The organism is Pseudomonadota bacterium, from assembly GCA_030859565.1.
GTDB lineage: Bacteria > Pseudomonadota > Gammaproteobacteria > JACCXJ01 > JACCXJ01 > USCg-Taylor.
The window spans coordinates 1-7851 of the sequence record JALZJW010000154.1 but is presented as its reverse complement, the minus strand read 5'-3'; the positions used below and the strand labels follow the sequence as shown (position 1 = coordinate 7851).

The 7851-nt window shown below is 59.1% G+C and carries 10 protein-coding genes and 1 tRNA gene; 4 read left to right on the top strand and 7 right to left on the bottom strand.

Translation table 11 applies throughout. The features are described 5' to 3' along the window. Positions 1 to 65 precede the first annotated feature (65 nt). The 3 genes from M3436_17520 to M3436_17510 form a co-directional block, all read right to left on the bottom strand. Complete coding sequence (locus M3436_17520) at positions 66 to 254, bottom strand: hypothetical protein (protein ID MDQ3565821.1); 189 nt, start codon at positions 252 to 254, stop codon at positions 66 to 68. Positions 255 to 607: 353 nt separating this feature from the next. Beyond that, positions 608 to 808: a hypothetical protein gene (locus M3436_17515; protein ID MDQ3565820.1), complete on the bottom strand. Its 201-nt coding sequence runs from the start codon at positions 806 to 808 to the stop codon at positions 608 to 610. Then, entirely contained in the window at positions 784 to 1782 is a 999-nt protein-coding gene (locus M3436_17510) for an integrase family protein (protein MDQ3565819.1), read from the bottom strand. Before M3436_17510 ends, M3436_17515 begins: the two co-directional genes overlap by 25 nt. Before the next feature lie 143 nt (positions 1783 to 1925). Between M3436_17510 and M3436_17505 the strand changes: the two genes are divergently transcribed. Next, positions 1926 to 1999, top strand: a tRNA-Met gene (locus tag M3436_17505). A gap of 234 nt (positions 2000 to 2233) precedes the next feature. On the opposite strand, the gene M3436_17500 is transcribed toward M3436_17505, so the two are convergent. The 4 genes from M3436_17500 to M3436_17485 form a co-directional block, all read right to left on the bottom strand. Further along, complete coding sequence (locus tag M3436_17500; protein ID MDQ3565818.1) at positions 2234 to 2494, bottom strand: hypothetical protein; 261 nt, start codon at positions 2492 to 2494, stop codon at positions 2234 to 2236. Further along, positions 2484 to 2702: a histidine phosphatase family protein gene (locus tag M3436_17495; GenBank protein ID MDQ3565817.1), complete on the bottom strand. Its 219-nt coding sequence runs from the start codon at positions 2700 to 2702 to the stop codon at positions 2484 to 2486. The genes M3436_17500 and M3436_17495 overlap by 11 nt, the downstream gene beginning before the upstream one ends. Positions 2703 to 2868: 166 nt before the next feature. After that, the gene (locus M3436_17490; protein ID MDQ3565816.1) at positions 2869 to 3126 is read right to left on the bottom strand and encodes a hypothetical protein; all 258 of its coding nucleotides are present in this window, start codon (positions 3124 to 3126) and stop codon (positions 2869 to 2871) included. Positions 3127 to 3272: 146 nt separating this feature from the next. Further along, positions 3273 to 3587, bottom strand: a complete 315-nt coding sequence (locus M3436_17485; protein ID MDQ3565815.1) for a winged helix-turn-helix domain-containing protein — start codon at positions 3585 to 3587, stop codon at positions 3273 to 3275. Positions 3588 to 3950: 363 nt separating this feature from the next. Here M3436_17485 and M3436_17480 point away from each other — a divergent pair, with 363 nt between their 5' ends. The 3 genes from M3436_17480 (at position 3951) to M3436_17470 (ending at position 7430) form a co-directional block, all read left to right on the top strand. Next, positions 3951 to 5177, top strand: a complete 1227-nt coding sequence (locus tag M3436_17480; GenBank protein ID MDQ3565814.1) for a saccharopine dehydrogenase NADP-binding domain-containing protein — start codon at positions 3951 to 3953, stop codon at positions 5175 to 5177. Between the two features lie 177 nt (positions 5178 to 5354). Then, complete coding sequence (locus M3436_17475; GenBank protein ID MDQ3565813.1) at positions 5355 to 6239, top strand: site-specific integrase; 885 nt, start codon at positions 5355 to 5357, stop codon at positions 6237 to 6239. Between the two features lie 9 nt (positions 6240 to 6248). Further along, complete coding sequence (locus M3436_17470; GenBank protein ID MDQ3565812.1) at positions 6249 to 7430, top strand: IS91 family transposase; 1182 nt, start codon at positions 6249 to 6251, stop codon at positions 7428 to 7430. Positions 7431 to 7851: the final 421 nt, after the last annotated feature.

The following is a 7851-nucleotide window of genomic DNA, read 5'->3' as shown; positions in this document are numbered from 1 at the left end:
CTCCGAGATGTCCAGTGCTCCCGCCCTTGTCGGCTACTCCCCGGCAAGGGCATTTTTTTATGCGGTCAGGCATGGCTATCACCCGCGCGCCGCTCTCCGACTGCTGGTGCAGGTGGCGGAGGCTCGGCCTCTCGCGCGTGCAGCCACTTAGCCTCGGCCGCCTCTACCTCGGCCAAGAGCCAGCGGGTGGAGTTCGGCCCAATTTTCACTGGCTTTGGCAAAAGTCCTATGCTGGTCCATCTCCAGACCGTCATCCGGCAGACCGAAAACCGCCGGGCTAGCTCTAAATCTGAGATATAACGAATCATTCTGTAAACCCTTGCATTTATAACATACGGACGGAAAACTTAGCGGATTTACGGCATTGGATCAAGCTGTCGTGACAACGATAACGGATTGATGGCGCTTATTGGGCGCATGCGGCCGTAGTCGCACGTAAAAAGCCCGCTCGGAGCGGGGGCCTTAGGTGGCGAGACGCGGCACTTGATCGACGCCGTAGGCTGGCCTCGTGAGCGGTGGAAGATGAGCCGCGTTCATGCTCATCGTCTCATCAAGACGGCGGGGGTTGCGGAAAATCTGTTACCAATTGGGTAACGGCCGAAGGAAATCAAATAACGCCGATCGTGGTTATTTTGGCCCCTCCCTCGATAATGCGCTCAAGCTCTGCCGCCCATGCGTCCAGTGCGGCGCGCTTCTGCGGTAAGTATTGCCAGTGATCGTAATGACGGCTCACGTCATGGGTCGCGTGGCCTAACACCCGATCGCAGATGTGCTTCTCGAAGCCTAGCCGAGACAGCGCCGTGCGCACGCCACGGCGAAAATCGTGGAATATGAAACCCTCAACCCCGGCCGCCTTGTCCAAGCGCTTCTTGGCCTTTGAGAGTCCGAGACGGGCCGATCCCGCCGTGTGGTGAACACGTGCTGGCCAAGCCTCGGGAGCGCGCTCAGGATGGCACAAGCGCGCTCAGGCAATGGCACCACGTGCGGACGGCCCCCTTTGGTATCGCCCATAAACCAAACACGCTCGCTGAAGTCGATATCGGCCCAGCGCATGCGGCACACCTCGCCCCGGCGCTGCCCGGTCAGCATCAGCATTTGCAGGACCGGACCAAAGGGGTACCCGAGCCCCTCGGCGGCATGCCAGACAGCCCGCAGCTCGTCGTCACCGAGCACCCGAGATCGGATCTGCGGTGTGTGCGGCCGTCTCAGTGCGGCGGCCGGATTGTGATCGAGAAGATCGCGGGAAAGGCACCAATTCAGAAGCGCATGGATCCACGCGCGCACCTTATCCGCATGGCCTGGCGTGCCTCGATCGGCCACCCCGTCGACAAGCTCGATGATGTCTCGGCGAGTGATGTGGCCAATGCGCCGATAGCGCCAGCGTGACACAACCTCCTGTTCCAATATCCGCTTTGCCTTCTGTCCGTCCTTGAGCTTCGATAGGTGGCGTTTGAAGTAGCTCTCGACCACGTGCCTAACGGTGTCATCCGTGCGGCGGCCCTCAGTCTTCTCTGTAGCCGGGTCCCGTCCTTCCGCGGCGGCTTCCAGCGCCTTGCGCGCTCGGTCGCGCGCGGTCTTCAGACTCCCGGCGCCGGTGTATGGCCCGATTGTTAAACGGCGTTTGACGCCGTTCACTCTATATAGAAGACAAAAGGTCTTGGTCCCCTTATCCGAGACGCGAAGGCCGAATCCTGGCAAGCGGGGGTCGAAGTACTCGGAACGCCCAGACTCAGGCGGGCGCATCTTTTCGCAGAGCTTGTCTGTCAGCATCACTGCCGCCATGGCTAAATCCCTGAATCGCTACGGGGTACCAGCGGGGTACCAAAACCGCGTGCTTAAGGATGGTACCCGATGATACGCAGTGTGACAAGTAGGCGGCTATTTATCAAGCAGTTGTGGCGTAACAGTGCGGGGATTTGCTACTCGCTGAAACGGCATAAAACAGAAGGGTTAGGGACTCATAATCCCTTGGTCGTAGGTTCGAGTCCTACCGGGCCCACTACTTTCAATTCAACGAGTTAGCTCCACATTAGCGGTTAGGAGCGGGGGACCACTGATCTTGGGTTACTTTGCTCAATCCGGGAGAGTTCGTTTACCTAGCGGGCGCGGCGATCGCAAATTCGTCGCGTGTGAGTGGATTGCATCAACCGATTATGCGTCATGATTGAGATCTTGCCCATGCGCGCGAGAGATCGTCGCTATAACTACAGAATATCGGTATAAACAGCACGGCTCAGTTGCTCAGGTGCTCGGGCCGAACAACAAGCGTAATTGACCAACGCCCTGCTTCATGTTTCTCCATACAAACTGCTGAGCCGGGTTTGAAACTCACGACCGGTTGATCTCCATCATCCACGACAAGACGTGACACTAGTAAACCCAGAAACGGCAGATGACTGATGATCACGGCTCCGGCACCGATCTCCTCAATCTGCTTTGCGAACTGCTTCGGCGGATCGTCGGGGTTGAGACCGGACATTGCGTCAATACTCACGTTTCTCCCTGAGTCCTTGGCGAGGAATCTCGGCGGTTTGCTGTGCACGAGTCTTACCGCTGTGAATGATCCGCGATACGCGCACCTTAGTGGCATTAAGAAACTTGGCAAGCCGCTTGATGTCCCGACGTCCGGTATCGCTTAACGGTCGGTCCGGATCCACTTCCTCTGGTACGGCGTCTCCGTGTTGAACCAGGTACACCCTCATTCTCTAACCTCCCGAAAGACCGTCACGCCTGCGCCCCAGGCATAGTCCGGTCGACGTTCGTTTTTCCCATCCCTGGTTCTGGATTCGGGCCCCTGCGTCAACGACGCGTCAATCAGGCTCTGGCACGGCGTTCGTCGAAGCGCCAGAGCCCTGCCTTGCGGGCGACTCATAGCGAGAAGAAGATCGTGCCCGACCCGTTCCAGCCCCGCAGACAGTCCTCCTCACCAAAGTGCGCGAAGGCGCTCCCAACTTTGGCGTAACGGCCGGTGCGACAAACGCGCGCCTCGTTTTCCAGCCGGTTGATGTGACAGTTGCGCGGGCATGCGCAACAGTCCTCGAGTTCCCTCAGACCTGCTGTGACACGCTCTTCAATCTTCCCTGCGCGGAATAGCTTGAGGTAAGCGGGATCGAACTCATCGATCACGAACCGCTCATCGACTTGGGGTCAACTTCAGCAACTTCGCCAGCATACTTTCGAACCTACTCCGGCACCGGGACGCTGTCAATCCGCAGCGGGGCGCAGGACGGGCCGTCCCGCCCGAGGCTAGGCTATGGTGGCACCAGGGCTTATTATGCCGCGCGCGCCCGAGCCCCTTTTGGGGCCGGAGGAGCTTTCGTTACCGGGGACCGCTTTGCATTGCTGCCCCGCACCTGGTATCCCAGCCCGTCCTCACGGGTAATTAATTTCTTATCCCGAAGCTGTATGTACGCCTGTCTGACGGTCTCCGGGGAAATGCCGAGTTGTTTACCAAGTGATTGCGTCGAGGGCAGCGAGGCTCCGGGTTTAAGCTTGCCGCTCTTGATCGAATCGTTTATTTGCCGCAACACTTGCGCATTCAGTGTCTCATCCGTGTTACGCTTGAGCCGAATGGATAGTTTTGCCACGATGTTCTCCTCCGCATAGTATGCTGTTTATCGAATGAGTATTATGCAGCCGGACCCCGCGACAAGCAACGGCTAGGTATGATTTAACCATTTGAGGTTTGGAACCGGCGCTTCGGTAGACAAAAAACCGCGACACTAGGTGTTAATAATGCGCCAATGTGGACTGGTCATATGTGCACGCCCTCTCGACTAACGCATACGGCTTTTTCCTGCGTCGATCGTGGCGGGATCGGTTGAGCTCAATGTGCTGGAGAATTATTGCCTACCACAGGAGTAGAGTCGTGCAACTGCGCCGTTGCTCGCCTATGGGGTACTTGCCCGCCGGCGTAATACTATGACTAACTAGGAAGGAACGATGCCCCAATGACCGAGCGCGATTATGACCTAGTGTTTTATGGGGCTAGTGGCTTTACCGGCAAACAGGCGGTCAAATACTTCGCTCAGCATGCCCACGAGCTGCGTTGGGCCATCGCCGGCCGCAATCGAGAGAAACTAGAGGCTATGAGGGCGCAGATCGGAGCCCCTGCGAGTACGGCAGCGGTATTGGTCGCTGAGAGCGGCGACCAAGCGGCAGTCGATGCTATCGTGTCCCGGACCCGAGTGATGCTGAGCACGGCCGGGCCTTTCGCGCTCTATGGCAGTCCCGTCGTCGACGCCTGCGTGCGCTTCAAGACCCATTACGTCGACATTTCCGGCGAGACGGGCTGGGTACGGGAGCTCATCGATCGCTATCATCAGCGAGCGGCGCTCGAGGGGACGCGCATTATTCCTTTTTGTGGGTTCGATTCGGTACCCTCCGATCTCGGTACTTACCTCCTGGTTCGCCATATGCGAAGAGAGCTAGGTGTGCCGTGCAAAGAGGCGAAGGCGTTTTTCCAGCTTTACGGTGGCTTCAACGGCGGCACCGTCGCATCGAGTTTCAACACCCATGAGTCTACCCGGCCGGGGGAGCTAAGCCACCCCTTCCTCCTCAACCCCGAAAGCGCTCGTACGGAATACGAGATCGAACGCAGTCAAGACCCGACGCGGCCGCGCTACGATGCCGACATCGGAACGTGGGTCGCGCCCTTCTTGATGGGAGCGATAAACACGCGCGTCGTACGCCGTAGCGCCGCGCTCTACGCTCAATGCGGAGAGCCGTATGGCTCGGAGTTCGTCTACCAAGAATATCAGAGGTTCAACCGTCCGTTCGCGCGGATCAAAGCCGCCGCCGCGACGGCTGGCATAGCCCTGTTCGAGAGCGCGATGTGGCGACCTTCTATCCGTCGGCTGCTAAAACCCTTGCTGCCTGTACCCGGTAGCGGCCCTTCTGAGAACACCATGGCAAATGGCTGGTTCCGCTGTCAGCTCCTAGGGCTCAGTGACGATGGCCGTAGAGTGAGTGGTCTTATCGGTGATCGAGGCGATCCAGGGAACCGCGTCACGGTGAAATGCCTGTGCGAGTCGGCGTTGAGCCTCATATCGAACACCGATGCCCTGCCTGGCGGGTATGAGCGCGGAGGCGTCCTGACGCCGGCCACCGGGCTCGGTGAGGTACTCGTTGAACGACTGCGCGAGGCGGGAATGATCATTGAAATAAACACCGCTTAATTCAGACCTCCTGATCTCGGGCTAGCGTCTTCTGTGGATCGGAGTACTAAACCGCTCGCGCGGTAGGTCGGTAGCGAGGTGGTTCCAAGTTTTCCCTGATTTCGATTAGCACGATGGGCCTGACCTGTGTTGAGGTGGTTGTTCCCCACCCCAACCAACAACACAGGAGATAGACCCATGAGTCATTCTACCAAGCCCATCAGCCCCTTGCGTCAACGCATGATCGAGGACATGACGTTGCGCAAGTTCTCGCCCAAAACCCAGACTGCCTACCTCAGAGCCGTTGCAAACTTTACCCGTTTCCTCGGCCGTTCGCCGGACACGGCCGAGGCGGAGGATCTCCGACGCTATCAGCTGCGCCTGGTCGAGCAAGGGGGTTCGAGCACCAGTCTGAACGCGACCATCACGGGGCTCAAGTTCTTCTTCGAGGTCACGCTCGATCGGCCCGAGGCCATGAAGAAGATGCGCCACGTCTATGAACCGCGCAAGCTCCCGGAGATCTTGAGCTTTGACGAAGTCACCCGATTGCTCCAAGCCGCGGGTAGCCTCAAGTACCAGGCCGCACTCGGTGTCGCCTACGGCGCGGGGTTGCGCGCCAACGAGGTCGTGCACCTCAAGGTCAGCGACATCGACAGCGAACGGATGATCATCCGGGTCGAGCAGGGCAAAGGCAAACGGGATCGCCAAGCCATGCTCTCACCGGCACTCCTGACGATCTTGCGTGCCTGGTGGCGGGAGGGCCGCAGCCAGCGCAAGCTGCTCCCCGGGGGTTGGCTGTTCCCGGGACAGAACCCGGTGAACCCGATGTCGACCCGGCAACTCAACCGTGCGTTCCACCTGGCGTGCGCCGCCGCCGAGATCGACAAACGGGTTTCGCTGCATTCGTTGCGCCATGCATTTGCCACACACCTCCTAGAGCACCACGAGGACATCCGCATCATCCAAGTATTGCTCGGACACAAGAAGATCGAGAACACCGCACGTTACAGCCATGTCGCGACGAGCCTCCTGCGCGAGGTGAAGGGCCCCCTGGAGTATCTGGATATCCAACTGCCACGCTAAGTCTTTGGCATGGCACGGCCTCCCTTGGAGGTTGCGGATATTTTCCGCGACCATGGCCCCGCGTGGCGTCTTAAGAACCTCGGGCATGTCAACCTCGGCCAGCTGAAGGTGATGTCGGCGATTGAGCGCTGCCGCAGTGCTGCGCTCGGTGGACACGTCTTGCGCTGTGACGACTGCGCCACGGTGCAGATCGCCTACAACTCCTGCCGCAACCGGCACTGTCCGAAATGTCAGGGTTCAGCCGCCAAGCAGTGGCTCGCCGAGCGGCAGGCGGAACTCCTGCCGGTTGAGTACTACCACGTGGTGTTCACCTTGCCCGCGCCGATCAGCGACATCGCCTATCAGAACAAAGCCGTGATCTACGATCTCTTGTTCCAGGCCACCGCCGAGACCTTGCGCACCCTCGCCGCCGATCCCAAGCACCTCGGTGCCCGCATCGGCTTCACCGCCGTGCTGCACACCTGGGGTTCCGCGATGACGCACCATCCGCACCTCCACTGCATCGTCCCCGGCGGCGGGCTCTCTCCCGATGGCGAGCAGTGGATCCCGTGCAAGCGGGGCTTCTTCTTACCCGTGCGGGTGCTCTCACGGCTGTTCCGCCGTCTCTTCCTCGAGCAACTGAGTGTGGCGCACCGTGCGGGGCGTCTCGAGTGCTTTGGTCAACACCAACACCTCACCGATGCGGGTGCCTTTGCCGACTTCTTGAGTCCACTGCGCCAGATCGACTGGGTCGTGTATGCCAAGCGACCCTTCTCAGGCCCCGAGGCGGTCCTCGCCTACCTCTCCCGCTACACCCATCGGGTCGCGATCTCGAACAGCCGGCTCATCGCCCATGATGACCAAGGCGTCACGTTCAAGTGGAAGGACTATCGGGCAAAGTCGGCTCAGCACTACAAGACCATGCGGTTGACGCACGATGAGTTCATCCGGCGCTTTCTCATCCATGTCCTACCTACTGGCTTCCACCGCATCCGGCACTTCGGTCTCTTCGCCAACCACCTACGCGCCAATACTGTGCAACGGATCCGTACGTGCCTCCTTGACGATGCTGATCAATCCGAAGCGGCCTCCGAGGCGCTCGATGCCAACAACACTCCTCGCCATACCTACGTGTGTCCCGCGTGCGGTGCGCCGATGATCGTCATTGAGACCCTCGAGCGAGCAAACACTCCACGGGCACCACCGTCATGAACATTTCACGAACACCAATAGACACACTGGCCAACGTGAGATACCGCCGCAGTCGGGGCGACGGTATACTATTGCTTATGGGTGGAAATCCAGAGATTTTCCAACCTTTTCGGCACACAGTTATGCAAAAAAACCAAGGCGTATCGCGAAACAACCGCTTCATCGATGTGCCTCGCACGTACCGCCAATTCGATTCTCACGTTGAAACGACACGAATCGCCCGGACAATCCCCATAGTCCGGGATCCCAGACACAATCCCGCGGTTTCCTACTTCGAGGCTTGTTAGACGCCTGCCCGGTGAGTGCTTTGCCAAGCATCATGCGCTCGCTGTACGGGCAGGCATCTAACAACCCTTAACGATAGCCGAAATTCAAACTGAGACACTACCTGGCTAGGCGGATATTGCCGGCGTCGCGCCGG

Excerpts from the sequence above, each read along its gene's own strand:
- M3436_17520 (MDQ3565821.1), bottom strand. The coding sequence starts at position 254 with ATGACGGTCTGGAGATGGACCAGCATAGGACTTTTGCCAAAGCCAGTG.
- M3436_17510 (MDQ3565819.1), bottom strand. The coding sequence starts at position 1,782 with ATGGCGGCAGTGATGCTGACAGACAAGCTCTGCGAAAAGATGCGCCCG.
- M3436_17495 (MDQ3565817.1), bottom strand. The coding sequence starts at position 2,702 with ATGAGGGTGTACCTGGTTCAACACGGAGACGCCGTACCAGAGGAAGTG.
- M3436_17480 (MDQ3565814.1), top strand. The coding sequence starts at position 3,951 with ATGACCGAGCGCGATTATGACCTAGTGTTTTATGGGGCTAGTGGCTTT.
- M3436_17475 (MDQ3565813.1), top strand. The coding sequence starts at position 5,355 with ATGAGTCATTCTACCAAGCCCATCAGCCCCTTGCGTCAACGCATGATC.
- M3436_17470 (MDQ3565812.1), top strand. The coding sequence starts at position 6,249 with ATGGCACGGCCTCCCTTGGAGGTTGCGGATATTTTCCGCGACCATGGC.